This window comes from Pseudomonas abietaniphila (genome assembly GCF_900100795.1).
Classification (GTDB): Bacteria; Pseudomonadota; Gammaproteobacteria; order Pseudomonadales; family Pseudomonadaceae; genus Aquipseudomonas; species Aquipseudomonas abietaniphila.
The window spans coordinates 107,410-125,943 of sequence record NZ_FNCO01000012.1 but is presented as its reverse complement, the minus strand read 5'-3'; the positions used below and the strand labels follow the sequence as shown (position 1 = coordinate 125,943).

The following is an 18,534-nucleotide window of genomic DNA, read 5'->3' as shown; positions in this document are numbered from 1 at the left end:
CTACACGGTAGGCGGCAAGTTCACTGACTCAACCGTTGTAATACCCCACCGCCACCAGAAAATCCCCCACTTTGCGCATGTACGCGTGTTTGTGTTCGACCTTGCCGGTCACTGGGTTGCGCCAGCGGTATTCGTATTCGCCTTCCGGCTGTTTCTTGATCATGTCCAGCATCGGCACGCCGACCGGTTTGCCTTCCGGGTCCTTGACCTTGCTGAAGTCGGTGTTGACCAGCCGCAGGTTGGTGCCGTGTGCGACATAGCGCTTGGTGTCGACATTAACCACGAACACGTAGAGATCATCCTGCAAAAAGCCGCCTTTGAGGTCGTTGATCGCCTCAAGGGTTCCGTCCTGATCCTGCTCCAGCGCCGTGGACGCCTTGTCCAGCAACGCCCTCGCCTGTTCCGGCGATGCACGAGGCAGGTAATAACCGACGGCCAGAACACGGTCACCGACGCGCTGAAAATACACGCGCTTGCGTTCGACCTTGCCGTCATTCTGGTTCTTCCAACGGTATTCGGCCTGCTGAATACCAGCGCTTTCCGGAGTCTTCAGAACTTCCTTGAAGCCCTTCTGCAGCTCGGGCTCGAGGACCGAAGAGACGTCCCGGCCGATCAACACCACCGATGGCCCGCCGCTGGCGAGCATCACGCCGTTGGTGTCGGTGACAAAGACATAGCGCTCGCCGTCGACGAACTCGCCCTGACGACTGAATTCGGCCAGCGCCTTGTCACCGACTTGACGGTAGTGCGCCACGGCTTTTTCCAGCAGTGCCTTCGCCGCCGCGGCCTCTTGAGCCTCGTCCCCCGCCGCCCAAAGCTGTCCCGCACACAGCCAGGCCAGCACGAAGACCAACCACTTTTTCCACGCCCCACATCCCGAAACGACCGGCATCGCGCTTACCCCGTTTTTTTGATTTGGCTGCAAGCTTAGTCGCGGGATGGCAATAAGGAAGTATTCGGCAGCTCGATGCTTGCATCTGCGGGACGCGCTTGCCCGCGATGCGCGGGTTCAGCCGCCATCTGTTCATCACGCCAACCCAGACTCACGCAGCAATCACCTTGCACCCGGTCGCTTCCTGAATCTGCTCGAAGGTCACGTCGGTGGCGAGTTCAACCAGCTGCAAGCCCTGCTCGGTGATGTCCAGCACGCCCAGGTCAGTGATGATCCGGTCCACCACGCCGACGCCAGTCAACGGCAGGTCACATTGCGCCAGAAGTTTGTGGGTCCCGCCTTTGGCCGTATGTTCCATCAAGACCACGACGCGCTTCACGCCCGCCACCAGATCCATCGCGCCGCCCATGCCCTTGACCATTTTCCCGGGGATCATCCAGTTCGCCAGATCACCGGTTTGCGACACCTGCATCGCGCCAAGGATGGACAGATTGATGTGACCGCCACGAATCATCGCGAACGAATCAGCGCTGTTGAAAAAGCTGCTGCCCGGCAACGTGGTGATGGTTTGCTTGCCTGCATTGATGAGGTCCGGGTCGACTTCATCTTCCTTCGGGAAGGGGCCAATTCCGAGCAAGCCGTTTTCGCTCTGCAACCAGACGTCCATGCCGTCGGGGATGTAATTGGCGACCAGGGTCGGCAGACCGATGCCAAGGTTGACGTAGAAACCGTCCTGCAACTCCTGCGCAGCACGATGCGCCATTTCTTCGCGTGTCCAGGCCATGTCAGGCACTCCTCACGGTGCGTTGTTCGATGCGTTTTTCCGGCGTCGCGTTGAGCACCAGACGCTTCACATAAATGCCCGGCAAATGAATCTGGTCAGGCTCCAGCGCGCCGGTCTCGACGATTTCCTCCACCTCCACCACGCAGACTTTTGCGGCCATGGCGGCCAGCGGGTTGAAGTTGCGCGCGGTTTTGTTGAACAGCAGGTTGCCCGACTTATCGGCCTTCCAGGCCTTGACCAGCGCGACGTCGGCACGCAGCGAGCGCTCCATCACGTACCACTCGCCGTCAAACTCACGGGTTTCCTTGCCTTTGGCCACCAACGTGCCGTAACCCGTTCGGGTGAAGAACGCAGGGATACCCGCCCCGCCCGCCCGAAGTTTCTCGGCCAGCGTCCCTTGCGGGGTGAACTCCAGTTCCAGTTCGCCGGCCAGGTATTGACGCTCGAACTCTTTGTTCTCGCCCACGTAAGACGAAATCATTTTGCGAATCTGACGGGTCGCCAGCAGTTGGCCCAAGCCGAAACCGTCGACACCTGCGTTGTTGCTGATCACAGTGAGATCGCGCTTGCCGGTGTCGCGTAATGCAGCAATCAACGCCTCAGGAATACCGCACAGACCAAAACCGCCAACGGCCAGCGTCATGCCGTCTTCAACGAGCCCCTGCAAGGCATCGTCGGCGGTGGAATAGAGCTTGTTCAATGGTTGATCCTCGAAAGTCGCCGCTGTTGGCAACACCGCCAAAAGCGACAGGAATACTCTCGTCACATCCCCCCGAAAAACACCGGGAGGCCTGTGCACCCTTGCGCCACACCGTTGCAACGTGCAGCGCGATTTGAGTGTAGAGGACGCTCAAGGAGGTGCCCGATGAATGGGCGCCATGTGCACAATCCGGCGCCAGAATCGACAGCCTGTCGCGTTGCTGAATGCGCCCGGGGATTTAGGTAAAGCCTGGGTAAACCGTCTGTTCAATCCGCTTGAACGTATGTATAGATGCAGGCTAAGCGCCACACGGTTATAGTCCGTGCTCTGAAGAGCGCGATTCGTGTGGCTTTCAGCCCCGAGAGAGCAGACAGTGCATATTGCGCACAGAGAGAAAGTGCTTCAAACGCGGGGATCGCCAGACCCTGTGGAAGGGTCGCGCAAGGCGGGGCTGTAACGGAGCATATCCAGAACGGTATCAACCAGGCGTTCAGCGTCCTGGAACAGCGGAAAGCTGTCGGGCACCAGTAACCACTGGCCGAGAATGCCGTGTATATACGCATGCAGACAGATGGCCCCTCGATGAGGGTTCAGAGTGGCGGGCAGCTGCCCTTGGCGAGACGCGTTGCTCAACGCCAGAGCGATACGCTCATTGGCATCGAGCCAGACGAATTGACGCTGACGCCGCATGTCACACATTTCATCGGTGAATTCAAATTTATGAAACAGAATTTCATTGATGCGGCGGGTTTTCGGGTCCATTGCAACTTGCTGAAACAAATGAACCAGGAGCTTCCGCGTCCAGCCCAGCGGATCCAGTTCATCCGCACTTTCACTGGCTCGGGCCATTTCCTCCAGCGGCTCATGCAGGCTGTCCAGCATCGCCTGCACCAGATCGGCCTTGTTGCTGAAGTGCCAGTAGATCGCGCCGCGGGTCACCCCCGCCAGGGCTGCGATGTCCGCCAGGGTCGTGCGCGACACGCCACGCTCGAAAAATGCCTGTTCGGCAGCTTCAAGAATCTGCCTGCGGGTTTCCTGAGCTTCTTCTTTCGTGCGTCGGACCATGGCAGTAAAACCTCAATGAAAATGCGTCAGGCTCTCCGGTCGAGTGGCCTGAACAGCATGCCGGACGGCCTTTGTAATGCCTTGTCCCGGACCTACAATCGATGCCCTCACTGCGTTCGTGTGTCGCAGCTATGGGTGTTTACAAACAACCGTGAACGTAAGTATATTCATTAGCTTGCTACTTATCCAGCCGGAAGACTTTTTACGCCCTTTCCACTTCTCATGAGCTCAGGCTCCTGACCCGAGGATCTTCATGCAATTCAAGCCAGCTGTTACCGTACTGGTCACTGCCGTCGCCCTGGCATCGCTGCTCAGCGGATGCAGTAAAAAGGAAGAAGCGGCCGCGGCACCACCGCCCCCTCAGGTCGGCGTCGTCACTCTGAAAACACAGGCCTACACCCTGACCACCGAACTGCCGGGCCGGACCACTGCGTTCCGGGTCGCTGAAGTGCGTCCGCAGGTCAATGGGATCATCCTCAAGCGTCTGTTCACCGAAGGTGCTGACGTCAAGGCAGGCCAGCAGCTGTATCAGATCGATCCGTCGATCTATCAAGCGAACCTGGACAGCGCCAAGGCGACCTACCAGTCGGCCAACTCGCTGGCCGGCCGCTATAAACAGCTGATCAACGAGCAAGCTGTCAGCCGTCAGGAATACGACACCGCTGTCGGCTCCGCGCGGGAAGCCCAGGCCGCCGTACAGACAGCCGAAATCAATGTGCGCTACACCAAGGTCTATGCGCCGATCTCTGGCCGTATCGGTCGTTCGTCGGTGACCGAGGGCGCATTGGTCAGCAGTGCCCAGGCAGACGCCATGGCAACCATTCAGCAGCTTGACCCAATCTACGTCGACGTCACGCAGTCTTCGGTCGACATGCTCAAACTGCGTCGTGAACTGGAAAGCGGTCAGCTGCAAAAAGCAGGCGACAACGCGGCGAAGGTCAAACTCGTGCTGGAAGACGGTAGCGTTTATCCGGTCGACGGCAAGCTGGAGTTCTCGGAAGTGTCGGTTGACCAGACCACAGGCTCGGTGACACTGCGCGCAGTGTTCCAGAACCCGGACCACACGCTGCTGCCGGGCATGTTCGTTCATGCACGCCTGCAGGCCGGTGTTGCAGCCAACGCAATTCTGGTGCCTCAGCAAGGCATTACCCGAGACCTTAAAGGCACTCCGACTGCGCTGATCGTCAACCAGGACAACAAGGTTGAAACCCGCACGCTGGTTGCCAACCGCACCATCGGCAGCGACTGGCTCGTCGAGAAAGGCTTGAACGCTGGCGATCGTGTAATCACTGAAGGTCTGCAGTACGTGAAACCGGGTGCCCAGGTGAAAGTCGCCGAAGCCACCAACGTCAAGGCAGCCAACCCGGCCCCTGCCCCGGCGACTGATCCAGCCGCAGGCAGTAAAGGGGAGTAATTCATGTCGAAATTTTTTATCGACCGGCCCATTTTCGCGTGGGTGATTGCCCTCGTGATCATGCTGGTGGGGACGCTCTCGATCCTCAAGCTGCCGATCAACCAATACCCCGCCATCGCTCCGCCGGCCATCGCGATTCAGGTCACCTACCCGGGTGCGAACGCGCAGACCGTGCAGGACACCGTGGTTCAGGTGATCGAGCAACAGCTCAACGGTATCGACAACCTGCGTTATGTCGCCTCGGAAAGTAACTCCGACGGCAGCATGACCATCACCGCGACGTTCAACCAGGGCACCAACCCGGACATCGCGCAGGTTCAGGTCCAGAACAAGCTCAACCTGGCGACCCCACTGCTGCCTCAAGAAGTGCAACAGCAAGGTATCCGTGTCACCAAGGCGGTTAAAAACTTCCTGATGGTTGTGGGTCTGGTGTCCGAAGACGGCAGCATGGCCAAGGAAGACTTGTCCAACTACATCGTTTCGAACATGCAGGACCCGATCTCCCGTACCTCCGGTGTGGGCGACTTCCAGGTGTTCGGTGCGCAGTATGCGATGCGTATCTGGCTCGACCCGGCCAAGCTGAATAACTTTCAGCTGACGCCCGTCGATGTGAAAACCGCAATCAGTGCCCAGAACGTACAGGTTTCCTCCGGCCAACTCGGCGGCCTGCCTGCGCTCAAGGGTCAGCAACTGAACGCGACCATCATCGGCAAGACCCGTCTGCAAACTGCCGAGCAGTTCGGCAACATCCTGCTCAAGGTCAATCAGGACGGTTCGCAAGTTCGTGTGAAGGACGTGGGCACAGTCGGTCTGGGCGGCGAGAACTACAGCATCGACGCGCAGTTCAACGGCAAACCGGCTTCCGGTCTTGCGATCAAGCTGGCAACCGGTGCGAACGCACTGGACACCGCCAAGGCGATCCGCGCGACCATTTCACAACTGGAACCCTTCTTCCCGCCAGGCATGAAAGTCGTCTACCCATACGACACCACGCCGGTGGTGACCGAATCGATCTCCGGGGTTGTTCATACCCTCGGTGAAGCGATCGTGCTGGTCTTCCTGGTGATGTACCTGTTCCTGCAGAACTTCCGCGCAACTGTCATCACGACACTGACGGTTCCAGTGGTATTGCTGGGTACCTTCGGCATCCTCGCGGCAGCGGGCTTTACCATCAACACCCTGACCATGTTCGGCATGATTCTGGCCATCGGCTTGCTGGTGGACGATGCCATCGTGGTGGTGGAAAACGTCGAACGGGTGATGGCGGAAGACAAGCTGTCTCCGCGTGAAGCCACCATCAAGTCCATGGAGCAGATTCAGGGCGCACTGGTCGGTATTGCCCTGGTTCTCTCGGCGGTACTGCTGCCGATGGCCTTCTTCGGCGGCTCCACCGGTGTGATCTATCGGCAGTTCTCGATCACCATCGTCTCGGCCATGGCCCTGTCGGTACTGGTTGCGCTGATCTTCACCCCTGCCTTGTGTTCGACCATGCTCAAGCCCATTGACCATGAAAAACACGGTCAACCGAAACGTGGATTCTTTGGCTGGTTCAACCGCACGTTCGACCGCAGCGTACTGAGCTACGAGCGCGGCGTCGGGAACATGATCAAGCACAAGATCCCGGCCTATCTGGTTTACCTGCTGATCATCTGCGGCACCGTCTGGATGTTCACACGCATCCCGAGCGCGTTCCTGCCGGAAGAAGACCAGGGCGTTATTTTTGCCCAGGTTCAGACGCCGCCCGGCTCCACAGCCGAACGCACCCAGGTGGTCATCGACAACATGCGCAAATACCTGCTGGAGCAAGAGTCCGGTGCGGTTAACTCGGTGTTCACGGTCAACGGCTTCAACTTCGCGGGTCGCGGCCAGAGCTCGGGTCTGGCATTCATCATGCTCAAACCGTGGGAAGACCGTAACGCGTCCAACAGCGTGTTCGAGCTTGCCAAGCGTGCTCAGCAGCACTTCTTCGGCTTCCGCGATGCGATGACATTCGCCGTCGTACCGCCTGCCGTACTGGAACTGGGTAACGCCACCGGTTTCGACGTGTACCTCCAGGATCAGGGCGGCGTGGGCCACGCCAAACTGATGGAAGCGCGTAACCAACTGCTCGGCATGGCAGCACAAAGCAAGATACTGGCGGGCGTGCGGCCCAACGGTCTGAACGATGAGCCGCAGTATCAGTTGGTCATCGATGACGAACGTGCCCAGGCACTGGGTGTCAGCCTGTCGGACATCAACACCACACTCTCGGTGGCGTTCGGCGGTAACTACGTCAACGACTTCATCGACCGCGGCCGGGTTAAAAAGGTGTACGTGCAGGGTCAACCCAACGCGCGGATGAAGCCTGAAGACCTGAAGAAATGGTACGTGCGCAACACCGCAGGGGAGATGGTGCCGTTTGCCTCGTTCGCCACGGGCGAGTGGGTGTTCGGTTCGCCGAAACTGTCGCGCTATAACGGTGTTCCGGCCGAGGAAGTACTGGGTACTCCGGCGCCGGGCTACAGCACCGGTGAAGCGATGGCCGAGGTCGAGCAACTGGCCAAGAAACTGCCTGCAGGCATCGGCATCTCGTGGACGGGTCTGTCTTACGAGGAGCGTCTGTCCGGCTCTCAGGCGCCAGCACTGTATGCGCTGTCGATTCTGGTGGTCTTCCTCTGCCTTGCGGCCCTGTACGAAAGCTGGTCGATTCCAATCGCGGTCATTCTGGTGATCCCGCTGGGCGTGATCGGTGCACTGATGGCAACCAGTCTGCGGGGCCTGTCCAACGACGTGTTCTTCCAGGTGGGCTTGCTGGTAACGGTGGGTCTGGCGGCGAAGAACGCCATTCTGATCGTCGAGTTCGCCAAGGAACTCCATGAGCAGGGTAAAGGTCTGGTTGAAGCGACCATTGAGGCATGCCGGATGCGTCTGCGGCCGATCGTCATGACGTCGATGGCGTTCGTCCTCGGCGTAGTGCCCCTGGCGATTTCCTCGGGTGCAGGTGCAGGCAGCCAACATTCGATCGGTACTGGCGTAATCGGCGGTATGATCACCGCCGTGATCCTGGCGATCTTCTGGGTACCTCTGTTCTTCGTTTCGGTATCCGCGCTGTTCAAGAGCAAACAGAAACACATCCCACACGATGAGGCTGGCCAATGAGCAAGTCCCTGATCTCTCTGGCAGTTACCGCGTTCATTCTTAGCGGCTGCTCGTTGATCCCCGATTACATGCAGCCTGCAGCACCGGTGGCCGCCCAGTACCCGCAAGGCCCGGCGTATTCGCCGGCCGATGCGCCCAACCAGGCCGCTGCCGAGCAAGGCTGGCGTCAGTTTTTCCATGACCCAGCCCTGCAACAGTTGATTCAGACGGCGCTGGTGAACAACCGCGACCTGCGTGTCGCGGCCCTGAACATCGACGCGTACCGCGCGCAGTACCGCATCCAGCGTGCGGACCTGTACCCGGCCGTGAACGCTGAAGCCACCGGCACGCGTCAACGCGTACCGGGGGACCTTTCGCAAACCGGCCAGGCCGGCATCACCAGTCAGTATTCGGTCGGTCTGGGTGTCAGCTCCTATGAGCTGGACCTGTTCGGCCGCGTGCGCAGCCTGAGCGAGCAAGCCCTCGAAACCTACTTCGCCAGCGAAGAAGCCCGTCGCAGCACGCAAATCAGTCTGGTGGCCAACGTCGCCAACGCCTACCTGACCTGGCAGGCGGACAAGGAATTGCTCAAGCTGACGCAAGACACTCTGGGTGCTTTTGAAGAAAGCCTGCGCCTGACCTCGCGCAGTAGCGAAGTCGGCGTGGCGTCGGCCCTGGATCTGGCACAGTCGCGCACCTCGGTGGAAAGCGCCCGCGTCAAGCTGGCTCAATACCAACGGCTGGTCGCTCAGGACGAGAACAACCTTGTCCTGCTGCTGGGCACCGGGTTGCCAGCCAACTTGCCGGCCCCGCAACCGTTGAGCGCTGACATGCTCAATGAAATGCCGGCCGGTCTGCCGTCCGAACTGCTGCAACGTCGTCCGGACATCCTCCAGGCCGAGCACAGCCTGAAAGCCGCCAACGCCAACATCGGTGCCGCGCGCGCCGCGTTCTTCCCGAGCATCAGCCTGACGGCCAGTGCCGGTACGGCGAGCGGCGATCTGAGCGGCCTGTTCAAAGGCGGTTCGGGCACCTGGCTGTTCACGCCGACGATCAATCTGCCGATCTTCAACGCGGGTAGCCTGCGCGCGAGCCTGGATTACTCGAAGATTCAGAAAGACATCGGCGTTGCCAACTACGAGAAGGCGATTCAGACCGCGTTCCAGGAAGTCTCCGACGGCCTGGCTGCACGCAAGACCTTCACCGATCAGCTCAAGGCGCAGAACGACTTCGTCGCGGCCAACCAGGACTACTACCGTCTGGCTGAGCGTCGTTATCGCATCGGGATCGACAGCAACCTGACCTTCCTCGACGCCCAGCGTCAGTTGTTCAGTGCGCAGCAGTCGTTGATCACGGATCGTTTGTCGCAGTTGTCCAGTGAGGTGAATCTGTACCGCGCGCTGGGTGGCGGTTGGTACGAACAGACCCAGAACGGCCAGAAACAGCCGACTTCGGGTGATGTTCCGGCCATGCGGATGTTCTGATTCGACGCTTCATGCTTCACGAGAAACCCACCGCTTGGTGGGTTTTTTTATGGGTGCGCCAGGCATGGCTCGTGCGGAGATTCATCGTTCTGCCTAACGGCAGAACCACTGCCAGCGTCACCCAAGACAATGGATCTGCACACGACGCTAAATCCGATTCACCCCAACAAAAACTCCGTCACCCTCCACGTAAACGTCTCCTCCAACTCAACGCTCGACAAATGCGCCGCGTAGTAATCAGACAGCTGCGAACCCTGGATGTGATTGTGCAAATAGTGCCCATCGGCAACCGTCGTCACCGCATCATGACTGCCGCAGATAATCAGCGTATCCACCGTAATCGAACTCACCTGCTTACGGAAATCCGCATCACGCACCGCTGCACAGCACGCGGCATAGCCCAGTGGAGAGGTGCTGGCCAGCACGTCGGTCACCGCCGTGACTTTATCCGCATGATCACGGGCAAACTCCGGCGTGAACCAGCGCCCAACTGCCCCCGCGCCCAGCGCCTTCATCGCCTGGTCGCCGTCCTTCTTCACCATCTCGATCCGAGGCTTCCACATCTCAGGTCCGCCGATCTTCGCGGCGGTGTTGCACAGGATCAGCTTATGCAAACGATCATTGGCGTGGATGCCCAGCCACTGACCGATCAGCCCGCCCATCGACAGACCACAGAAATGCGCGCGCTTGACCTTCAGGGCATCGAGCAGCGCCAGCACATCGCGCCCTAACTGCTTGATCGTGTAAGGCCCCTGAGTGACAAGCGACCTGCCATGGCCACGGGTGTCATAACGCACTACCCGGAAGGACTTCTTGAATGCCTCGATCTGCGCGTCCCACATGTGCAGGTCTGTGCCCAGCGAGTTGGAGAGCACCAGCACCGGCGCGCCAGCGGGACCCTCCACCTCGTAATACATTTCACCGTCTTCAAGATGTACGAATGCCATAGCAGCTCCTTGTTATCGAGCACTTGCGAAAAAGTCGTTGAGGAGTATGGATGACGCGCGCCTGCTCGCAGGCGCGCGCGGATAAATCAGTGGTCTTCGTGCAGGTAGTGCGGCTTCTTCGGCAGACGCAGGCTGAAGAGGAAGGCAATCGCCATCATGGCCGTCACGTACCAGTAGAAGACGTTTTCCGAGCCCATGTTCTTGAAGCTCAGCGCCACGAACTCCGCCGAACCGCCGAAGATGGCGTTGGCAACCGCGTACGCCAGGCCTACACCCAGCGCGCGGACATGCACCGGGAACATTTCGGCTTTGACCAGGCCGCTGATCGAGGTGTAGAAGCTGACGATCGCCAGTGCCAGCGTGATCAGGACGAACGCCAGGACCGGGCTGGTGGTGGTTTTCAGGGTCACCAGCAACGGCACGGTGCAGATCGTGCCCAGCGCACCGAACCACAACATCGACGCACGACGACCGATCTTGTCCGCCAATGCGCCAAACACCGGCTGCATGCACATGTACAGGAACAGCGCACCGGTCATGATGTAGCTGGCGACCTTGGGGTCCATGTGAACGGTGTTCACCAGGTATTTCTGCATGTACGTGGTAAAGGTGTAGAAAATCAGCGAGCCGCCGGCGGTGTAACCCAGCACGGTAATGAACGCGGCTTTGTGGTCACGGAACAGCGCGGCGATGCTGCCCGCGTCCTTGTCCTGACGCACGTCGGCGGTAGTGGTCTCTTTCAACGAGCGACGCAGCAGCAGCGAGATGACGGCAGCCACGGCGCCGACCACGAATGGAATCCGCCAGCCGTAGGCTTTCAACTCATCGGCATTGAGAAACTGCTGCAGGATGACCACGGTCAGGACCGCCAGCAATTGGCCGCCGATCAGCGTCACGTACTGGAAGGACGCGAAGAAACCACGCTGCCCCCGCAGCGCGACCTCACTCATGTACGTGGCAGTGGTGCCGTATTCACCACCGACCGAGAGCCCTTGGAACAGGCGCGCAATCAGCAGCAGAAAGGGCGCCCAGGCACCGATGGAGGCGTAGGTCGGCAAGCAGGCGATGACCAGCGAGCCGGCGCACATCATCAGAACCGAAATCATCATCGAGTTCTTGCGGCCATGCTTGTCGGCGACGCGGCCAAACAGCCAGCCACCGATAGGACGCATCAGGAAGCCCGCCGCGAATACGCCTGCCGTATTGAGCAGTTGCACGGTCGGATCGTCAGACGGGAAGAACGCCGGTGCGAAATAGATCGCACAGAAGGCGTAGACATAGAAGTCGAACCATTCCACGAGGTTGCCTGAAGAGGCGCCCACAATCGCAAAAATCCGTTTGCTCCTTTCTTCTCCGGTGTAGTGAGTCGTTGTCATTATTGTTTCCCCAGTTTTTATAAGTACCAGCCCGTTCGAGCCTGTTCCAACGGCCAGTCTACGACATAGTTTGCAACACTTGGACTTAAGCAGTAACACTTCGACATCACAAGGACAACCGCCCAAGCCATCGAGTTGCCTGTTCGTGGAGGCAGTCGATGGCTCGGGTGGCTGGACGCGTCAGGTGTCGCTTATCGTTCTATTGCCAGGGCCAGGCCCTGTCCCACGCCGACGCACATGGTGACCAATCCCTTGCTGCCGCCGGTTTTCTCCAATTGATGCAACGCGGTCAGCACCAGACGCGCGCCGCTCATACCCAAGGGGTGGCCCAGGGAAATGGCCCCACCGTTCGGGTTGACCCTGGGCGAGTCGTCGGCGATGCCGAGTTCACGCATGACCGCCAGGCCCTGGCTCGCGAAAGCCTCGTTGAGTTCGATCACGTCAAAATCCGAGACGGCCAGGCCCAGACGCTCCACCAGCTTGCGCACCGCCGGAACCGGACCGATGCCCATCACGCGAGGCAAGACGCCCGCGCTGGCCATGCCCAGAACACGGGCACGTGGGGTCAGACCGTGTTTTTTGACCGCCTCGGCTGACGCCAGGATCAGCGCAACAGCGCCGTCGTTCAGACCGGCTGCGTTGCCTGCGGTGACCGTCTTGCCCGCACCGTTGACCGGTTTCAGTCTGGCCAGCCCTTCCAGGCTGGTGTCCGCACGCGGGTGCTCATCCTGGTCGACAAGGGTTTCGCCCTTCTTGTGAGCGATACGCACCGGCACGATTTCTTCGGCGAAGAAGCCCGAAGCCTGAGCCGCGGCGGTCCGTTGCTGGCTGCGCAGCGCAAACGCATCCTGGTCTTCTCGGGACACCTTGAAGTCCTCGGCGACGTTGTCGCCGGTCTGCGGCATGGTTTCGACGCCGTACTGGTCTTTCATCTGCGGGTTGACGAAGCGCCAGCCCAAGGTGGTGTCTTCCAGCTTCTGACCGCGACCGAAGGCCGTGTCAGCCTTGCCCATCACGAATGGCGCACGGGACATCGACTCGACACCGCCGGCAATCGCCAGCTCCATTTCGCCACAGGCAATGGCGCGGAAAGCGGTGCCCACGGCGTCCAGACCCGACGCGCAGAGGCGATTGAGGGTGACGCCGGGGACGGTCTCCGGCAAGCCGGCCAACAGTGCCGCCATGCGCGCGACGTTCCGGTTGTCTTCGCCCGCCTGATTGGCGCAGCCGAGGAACACTTCGTCGACCTCGTTCCAGTTCACCGATGGATTGCGCTCCATCAGGGCTTTGATCGGCAGAGCGGCCAGATCGTCCGCACGGACGGTTGCCAACGCGCCGCCGAAGCGGCCTATCGGGGTGCGAATCGCATCGCAGATAAAGACGTCACGCATCATGCTTCTCCCGGGGCCTGCCCATGGGCGGCAGCCGTACGCGCTTCAAGGTCACGCAAGGCGCTCAGCTCGTATTCGCTTGGTTCTTCGGAAACCACCACGTTTTCGGCAAACCGCAGTTCCCAACCGGTGGCGGCGATCACCTGTTCGCGGGTCACGCCCGGATGCAGTGTCGTCACGACAAACTCGTGGGTACCTGCTTCCGGCTCCATGATGCACAGGTCAGTGATGATGCCGACGGGCCCTGCGCCCGGCAGACCCAGGCGTTTGCGAGAATCGCCGCCTTCGCCATGGCCGACGGAGGTCATGAAATCGAGCTTGTTGACGAACGCACGGGAAGATTGCTTGAGGATGATCAGCACTTCCTTCGCCGAACCCGCAATCTCCGGCGCGCCACCGGCACCCGGCAAGCGCACTTTCGGGTTGTGGTAATCACCGACCACGGTCGTGTTGATGTTGCCGAAACGGTCGACCTGAGCAGCACCGAGGAAACCCACATCGACGCGACCGCCCTGCAGCCAGTAGCGGAAGATTTCGCTGGTGGACACCACGGTGTCTGCGGTTTCGGCCAGTTCACCGTCACCGATGGACAGCGGCAGAACATCCGGCTTGGCGCCGATCGGACCGGATTCGTAAATCAGCACGACGTCCGGTGACGAGGTCAGGCGCGCGAGGTTAGCAGCCTTGGAAGGCAGCCCGATGCCGACGAAGCAGACAGAGCCGTTTTTCAAGCGACGGGCAGCGGCCACGGTCATCATTTCACTGGTGGTGTAGGTCATTATTTTGCCTCCGAAGCGCGGGCCAGCTTGCTCTGGAACTCACTGAAGTCACGGGTGCCGTGGATGTATTCGTCGATCCATGCAGTAAATGCCTCACGGTCACGGCCGATCGCGTCCCACGCCTGATAGAAACGGTTGTCGCGCTCGTAGTAACCATGAGCGTAAGAAGGGTGTGCCCCGCCCGGTACGACGCAGACCGCACTAAGGGCCCAGGTTGGCAGCACGCAGGCATTCATCGGGGCCTTGAGGTCATCGACGATTTCCTCAACGGTGACAATGCAGCGTTTGGCAGACAGCGCCGCTTCTTTCTGTACACCGAGAATGCCCCACAGCAGCACGTTGCCCTTGCGGTCCGCTTTCTGTGCGTGGATCACGGTGACGTCAGGACGTACTGCGGGCACGGCGGCCAACACTTCGCCGGTGAACGGACAGGTCACGGACTTGATCAGCGGGTTGACCTTCGGCAGGTCAGAACCGGCGTAAGCGCGCAGGACCGCGAACGGTAAGCCCGATGCGCCCGCTACGTAAGCGTTGGCCAAGTCCGCGTGGCTGTGCTCTTCGATTTCCAGCGGTTGCGGCCACTGTTTTTCAACGGCATCGCGCAGTCGGTGCAACGAGCCGACACCTGGGTTGCCCCCCCACGAAAAGATCAGCTTTTTCGCACAGCCCGAACCGATCAACTGGTCGTAGATCAAGTCCGGCGTCATGCGAACCAGCGTCAGGTCTTTCTTCTTCTGACGAATGATTTCGTGACCGGCGGCCGTAGGAATCAGATGGGTGAAGCCTTCCAGCGCAACGGTGTCGCCATCGTTGACGAATTGCTTCACGGCATCGTGCAGGGAAAGAATTTCAGCCATGGGGTGCTCCAGGTTCAAAAATCTCAATCGGTGAGCGGCACGTCGAACAGTGCCGGGCTTAGATTCAGGTTATGCCTGAGCGTGGAGCTGAACAATCCGATAATCGACTAACCGTTCGATAATCGAACAGAGAGTGAAGCGCCTGAATTCAGGTGAATAGTTGGGTACTGAGATCGCGACTGGCATCGAGCATGATCGGCAGAAACTTCTGCTCCAGTTCGTTACGCGTCACGCGCCCGGCGCTGGTACTGACATTGAGCGCGGCCAACACCTGACCCGAGGCGTCATACACAGGGACGGCGATCGAACGCAAACCCTGCTCCAGCTCCTGATCGACAATGCACCAGCCTTGCTGGCGAACCTGTTGCAGGCATTCAAGCAACGCGTCAGGCGTGCGCAAGGTGCGACTGGTTTTGGGCTGCAAGTCCACATGGTCCAGGTATTCCTGCAGCGAAACGTCGTCCAGTGCGGCCAGAAGAATCCTGCCCATGGACGTGCAATACGCCGGCAAACGACCGCCCACCGCCAGATCAACGGAAATCAGCCGCTGGGTGGTCGCCGAACGGGCTATATAAAGGATGTCGTCACCCTCGAGCGTGGCCATGTTGCAGGCTTCATGCAACTGATTGCTCATGCGGTCCAGGTAAGGCTGGGAAGAGACCGCTAACGGTGTGGACGACAGATAGGCGTGGCCCAGGGTCAGCACCTTTGGCAGTAATGAATACGTGCGGCCGTCGGTCGTGGCGTATCCAAGCTTGATCAGTGTGTGCAGACAGCGGCGCACGGCCGCGCGGGGAATTTCGGTGCGGTGACTGATCTGCGCAATGGTCAGGTGTCGCTTGCGCTCCTGAAACGCCTGAATCACGGCCAGCCCACGCGCCAGCGATGTCATGAAATCCGGATCACCTGTGAGGGCCTGAATACGCTTGGCCGGGGACGCCACGATGGGTGGGGCCAGCGAGGCAAAGGAATTACGCAGTTGATCGTTCATCTTGATACCGTTCGTCGTGGCCGCGCAGGCCTTCTATAGCGCCACTCTCGTCTCTTTTTTCGGAGACATCAAGGGTGATCGGGGCGATTATCGAACCACTGGCCGATAATCGCAATTGACCCGCCGTCCCGTTGCTTATACCTTTCACACGCCACCATGTGGCTTCTTGGAAATACTGGTCAGGTACCCACTGAGAAGTCCCAGGCACGGCCTTGCTAACCGCAAGGCCGTTTTTGTCTCTGCCTCAATCCCCGCAAAAATCTTCCGTGTATGAATCCCGATACATTCACATTGATCGGCTCAATCGAATCAGCATGGAATTACGTCGCCAGAATTCTGTCTCAGCTGTTCACAATTTGAATAACAAAGTTCTGTCGTAAATTTTACTCGCACAAACTTCGGAACCTTCGTACACGAAAAGAGTATTTATCCTCGGTTATTGAATAAGGGGTCGCCCCACAGTTGACTCTTTTGTTCTTCTTGGAGATAGTACGCCGTAATTGACGTGCTATAACGCTACGGCGTGAGGTGATGTCCACCGCCTGATCTGGCGTGGATCCAATCTCCGCACCGCATGCACTACCCGAGTGCATTGCCCAGCGATAGACAGGCCAGAAGCCTGGTCGATTCGCCAGCAGCGCTGGCAAACCCGAAAATGAATGTTGCTACGACAGCTTTGTCGTTCTGGTGCGCGTAGCCGCACGTGGCAGAAGTGTTTAATACATTCGCCCCTGACTCATCGATCACGTTTATCTTTCGTCGATCCGTCAACGGCTTCAACACTTCCAGGCACTGCGTTATCACCAGAATCAAACTCGACACAATCAGGTAATAACGTGACCAAAGATGAACTGCGCGCAGAATTAGAGCGCCAGGAACAACGTTACAAGGAAGTCTACGGTGGCGAAATCACCACCTACGCCGCTCAACCCGAACCTGAACGCAAGCCTTGGCGCAAAAGGGCCAGCTTGCTCGATCAGGCGTTCAAGCAAGAACTGCAGAAAATGGAAGACGAGCTCAAAGAAGAGCCTTGAATCCGTTCGACTGTCGGTGCTGAGGCAACGGCCAGATACTCGATTCACCCTACCCGGTTTCAGCTAAGGTTGAAGCGCGCTACTGCGTTTTTTGCTTCCTTACAGAAAGTCAACGGGGCGGAGCGACAGAAATTTCGTTGCAGGTTGCTACCAATTGGCGGCTTGCCTATCGATTAGTTTTTTTTCTGTCATAATCCCGCCCCCTTAATACCGGGTCAGAAAACCTTCCATGATCGATTTATTCAGCGGACTGGATGCCTGGGTGATTGTGAGCCTGCTGCTCGCCCTGGCTTTTGTCCTCACCTTCGAGTTCATCAACGGCTTTCATGACACCGCCAACGCGGTGGCGACAGTCATTTACACCAAGGCCATGCCGCCTCATCTGGCGGTATTTTTCTCGGGTGTGTTCAACTTTCTCGGGGTACTGCTCGGCGGTGTCGGCGTGGCGTACGCCATCGTCCACTTGCTGCCGGTCGAGTTGCTGATCAACGTCAATACCGGTCATGGACTGGCGATGGTGTTCTCATTGCTGGCGGCGGCGATCACCTGGAACCTGGGGACGTGGTACTTCGGGATTCCGGCATCCAGCTCGCACACCCTGATCGGGTCGATCCTGGGTGTGGGCCTGGCCAACGCGCTGATCAACCATATTCCGTTGGGCGAAGGCGTGAACTGGCAGAAGGCGATCGATATCGGCGCCTCGCTCGTATTCTCGCCGCTGATGGGTTTCATCGTCGCCGCGCTGGTGCTGATCGGCCTCAAGACCTGGCGTCCGCTGTCGAAGATGCACAAGACGCCGGAACAACGCCGCAAGCTCGACGACAAGAAGCATCCACCGTTCTGGAACCGTCTGGTGCTGGTGATATCGGCCATGGCGGTCAGTTTCGTGCATGGCTCCAATGACGGCCAGAAAGGCATCGGCCTGATCATGCTGGTGCTGATCGGCATCGTGCCTGCGCAGTTCGTACTGGATTTGAGCACCACGACCTACCAGATCGAACGTACCCGCGACGCGACGTTGCACCTGAGCCAGTTTTACCAGCGCAACAACGCGACGCTCGGCGAGTACCTGGCCCTGGGCAAATCGAAAAGCGGTGACCTGCCCGAGCGCTTCAGTTGCAACCCGGAACAGACCGAACCTACCATCGATGCCCTGCTCAGCAACCTCAAGGGCGTGACCGACTATCACAGCCTGGCGCCCGAGCATCGCATTGAAGTTCGTCGCTACCTGCTGTGCCTGGATGACACCGCGCGCAAAGTCAGCAAACTGCCAGCGCTGGATGCCCGTGAGAAATCCGATCTGGACAAACTGCGCAAAGACCTGACCGCGACCACTGAGTACGCCCCGTTCTGGGTCATCTTCGCCGTGGCCCTGGCGCTGGGTATCGGCACCATGGTCGGCTGGAAACGTGTGGTGCTGACCATTGGCGAGAAGATCGGCAAGCAAGGCATGACGTACGCCCAAGGCATGTCGGCACAGATCACCACTGCCAGCGCTATCGCACTGGCCAACGTCTTCAGCCTGCCGGTATCAACCACGCATATCCTGTCTTCCGGTGTGGCCGGGACCATGGTGGCGAACAAGAGCGGCCTGCAAGGCGGCACCGTGCGCAACATCCTGCTGGCCTGGGTGCTGACCCTGCCCGCTACGGTCGCACTGTCGGCTGGATTGTTCTGGCTGGCGTCCAAAGCACTGGCTTGAT

At 59.3% G+C, this 18,534-nt stretch carries 15 protein-coding genes; 5 read left to right on the top strand and 10 right to left on the bottom strand.

Features of this window, described 5'->3' with window-relative positions:
• Nucleotides 1–28: 28 nt before the first annotated feature.
• The 4 genes from BLS87_RS22015 to BLS87_RS22000 all read right to left on the bottom strand — a co-directional run bounded on the left by BLS87_RS22015 (nt 29) and on the right by BLS87_RS22000 (nt 3,441).
• On the bottom strand, nt 29–892 hold the full coding sequence (locus BLS87_RS22015; RefSeq protein ID WP_074755601.1) for a cache domain-containing protein: 864 nt from the start codon (nt 890–892) through the stop codon (nt 29–31).
• Nucleotides 893–1,043: 151 nt separating this feature from the next.
• Nucleotides 1,044–1,676 (bottom strand): CoA transferase subunit B, encoded by a 633-nt coding sequence (locus BLS87_RS22010; RefSeq protein ID WP_074755599.1) that lies wholly within the window; start codon nt 1,674–1,676, stop codon nt 1,044–1,046.
• A 1-nt stretch (nt 1,677) separates the two neighbouring features.
• Nucleotides 1,678–2,376 carry a CoA transferase subunit A gene (locus tag BLS87_RS22005; RefSeq protein WP_074755597.1) on the bottom strand — a complete coding sequence of 233 codons (699 nt, stop codon included), beginning with the start codon at nt 2,374–2,376 and terminating at the stop codon, nt 1,678–1,680.
• 402 nt (nt 2,377–2,778) lie between these two features.
• Nucleotides 2,779–3,441: a TetR family transcriptional regulator gene (locus tag BLS87_RS22000; protein ID WP_074755595.1), complete on the bottom strand. Its 663-nt coding sequence runs from the start codon at nt 3,439–3,441 to the stop codon at nt 2,779–2,781.
• Between the two features lie 253 nt (nt 3,442–3,694).
• On the opposite strand from BLS87_RS22000, the gene BLS87_RS21995 reads away from it, so the two are divergent.
• The 3 genes from BLS87_RS21995 to BLS87_RS21985 are packed head-to-tail and all read left to right on the top strand — an operon-like array spanning nt 3,695 to nt 9,456.
• Complete coding sequence (locus BLS87_RS21995; RefSeq protein WP_074755593.1) at nt 3,695–4,855, top strand: efflux RND transporter periplasmic adaptor subunit; 1,161 nt, start codon at nt 3,695–3,697, stop codon at nt 4,853–4,855.
• 3 nt (nt 4,856–4,858) lie between these two features.
• Nucleotides 4,859–7,993, top strand: coding sequence for an efflux RND transporter permease subunit (locus BLS87_RS21990; protein ID WP_074755591.1), 3,135 nt, complete (start codon nt 4,859–4,861; stop codon nt 7,991–7,993).
• Nucleotides 7,990–9,456, top strand: a complete 1,467-nt coding sequence (locus tag BLS87_RS21985) for an AdeC/AdeK/OprM family multidrug efflux complex outer membrane factor (protein ID WP_074755589.1) — start codon at nt 7,990–7,992, stop codon at nt 9,454–9,456. The genes BLS87_RS21990 and BLS87_RS21985 overlap by 4 nt, the downstream gene beginning before the upstream one ends.
• 158 nt (nt 9,457–9,614) lie before the next feature.
• Here the strand turns inward: BLS87_RS21985 and pcaD are convergent, their stop codons facing one another.
• The 6 genes from pcaD to pcaR all read right to left on the bottom strand — a co-directional run bounded on the left by pcaD (nt 9,615) and on the right by pcaR (nt 15,797).
• The gene (gene pcaD, locus BLS87_RS21980; RefSeq protein WP_074755587.1) at nt 9,615–10,403 is read right to left on the bottom strand and encodes a 3-oxoadipate enol-lactonase; all 789 of its coding nucleotides are present in this window, start codon (nt 10,401–10,403) and stop codon (nt 9,615–9,617) included.
• An 86-nt stretch (nt 10,404–10,489) separates the two neighbouring features.
• Nucleotides 10,490–11,779 (bottom strand): MFS family transporter, encoded by a 1,290-nt coding sequence (locus BLS87_RS21975; protein WP_074755585.1) that lies wholly within the window; start codon nt 11,777–11,779, stop codon nt 10,490–10,492.
• Nucleotides 11,780–11,970: 191 nt separating this feature from the next.
• Entirely contained in the window at nt 11,971–13,173 is a 1,203-nt protein-coding gene (gene pcaF, locus BLS87_RS21970) for a 3-oxoadipyl-CoA thiolase (RefSeq protein ID WP_208605186.1), read from the bottom strand.
• Complete coding sequence (locus tag BLS87_RS21965) at nt 13,170–13,949, bottom strand: CoA-transferase subunit beta (RefSeq protein WP_074755581.1); 780 nt, start codon at nt 13,947–13,949, stop codon at nt 13,170–13,172. The genes pcaF and BLS87_RS21965 overlap by 4 nt, the downstream gene beginning before the upstream one ends.
• Nucleotides 13,949–14,806 (bottom strand): CoA transferase subunit A, encoded by an 858-nt coding sequence (locus tag BLS87_RS21960; protein WP_074755579.1) that lies wholly within the window; start codon nt 14,804–14,806, stop codon nt 13,949–13,951. The genes BLS87_RS21965 and BLS87_RS21960 overlap by 1 nt, the downstream gene beginning before the upstream one ends.
• Before the next feature lie 148 nt (nt 14,807–14,954).
• Nucleotides 14,955–15,797 (bottom strand): pca regulon transcriptional regulator PcaR, encoded by an 843-nt coding sequence (gene pcaR, locus BLS87_RS21955; RefSeq protein ID WP_074755577.1) that lies wholly within the window; start codon nt 15,795–15,797, stop codon nt 14,955–14,957.
• An 836-nt stretch (nt 15,798–16,633) separates the two neighbouring features.
• Here pcaR and BLS87_RS21950 point away from each other — a divergent pair.
• Together BLS87_RS21950 and BLS87_RS21945 are read left to right on the top strand one after the other, a co-directional pair.
• The gene (locus tag BLS87_RS21950) at nt 16,634–16,831 is read left to right on the top strand and encodes a hypothetical protein (protein ID WP_062383732.1); all 198 of its coding nucleotides are present in this window, start codon (nt 16,634–16,636) and stop codon (nt 16,829–16,831) included.
• 229 nt (nt 16,832–17,060) lie between these two features.
• Complete coding sequence (locus BLS87_RS21945; protein WP_074755575.1) at nt 17,061–18,533, top strand: inorganic phosphate transporter; 1,473 nt, start codon at nt 17,061–17,063, stop codon at nt 18,531–18,533.
• The last annotated feature ends 1 nt before the right edge of the window (nt 18,534 follow it).